This is a genomic window from Arthrobacter sp. NQ4, from assembly GCF_029077345.1.
Taxonomy (GTDB): domain Bacteria; phylum Actinomycetota; class Actinomycetes; order Actinomycetales; family Micrococcaceae; genus Arthrobacter.
In genome coordinates this window covers 1-732 of record NZ_JARETC010000031.1, presented here as the reverse complement: position 1 = coordinate 732, position 732 = coordinate 1, and the positions used below count along the sequence as shown (strand labels likewise).

Below are 732 nucleotides of genomic sequence, written 5' to 3'. Positions count from 1 at the left end.
CGTGGCTGCAGGAGAAGATACCTCCCATATCCTCAGCGGGTTGACTAACCAGCTGCCTGATCGTGATCCGGAAGAGACTGCCGAGTGGGTTGAGTCCCTGGACGCGTTGATCAGGGAACAGGGCACCGAGCGTGCCCAATACATCATGCGGAGCCTGCTGCAGCGCGCCGGCGCGCAGAGCGTGGGTGTGCCGATGGTGACCACCACCGATTACGTGAACACGATCCCGGTGGACCAGGAAGCTGCGTTCCCGGGCAACGAGGAGTTCGAGCGCCGGTACCGGGCGTACATGCGGTGGAACGCCGCGGTCATGGTGCACCGGGCGCAGCGGCCCGATATCGGGGTCGGCGGACACATCTCCACCTACGCCGGGGCCGCGACCCTGTACGAGGTCGGCTTCAACCACTTCTTCCGCGGCAAGGACCACCCCGGCGGCGGGGACCAGGTCTTCTTCCAGGGCCACGCCTCCCCCGGCATGTACGCCCGGGCGTTCATGGAAGGACGCCTGTCCGAGGAAGACCTGGACGGGTTCCGGCAGGAAAAGTCCCGCGAGGGCCACGCCCTGTCCTCCTACCCGCACCCGCGCCTGATGCCGCAGTTCTGGGAATTCCCCACCGTGTCCATGGGCATCGGGCCGATGAACGCGATCTACCAGGCCCAGAACAACCGCTACCTGCACAACCGGGGCCTGAAAGACACCTCGGACCAGCAGGTCTGGGCGTTCCTGGGCGA

Annotated in this window: 1 pseudogene; it reads left to right on the top strand. The window is 66.1% G+C overall.

The features are described 5' to 3' along the window. Position 1 precedes the first annotated feature (1 nt). Positions 2-732: pseudogene (locus PUN51_RS20630) on the top strand (pyruvate dehydrogenase (acetyl-transferring), homodimeric type); the annotation flags it as partial.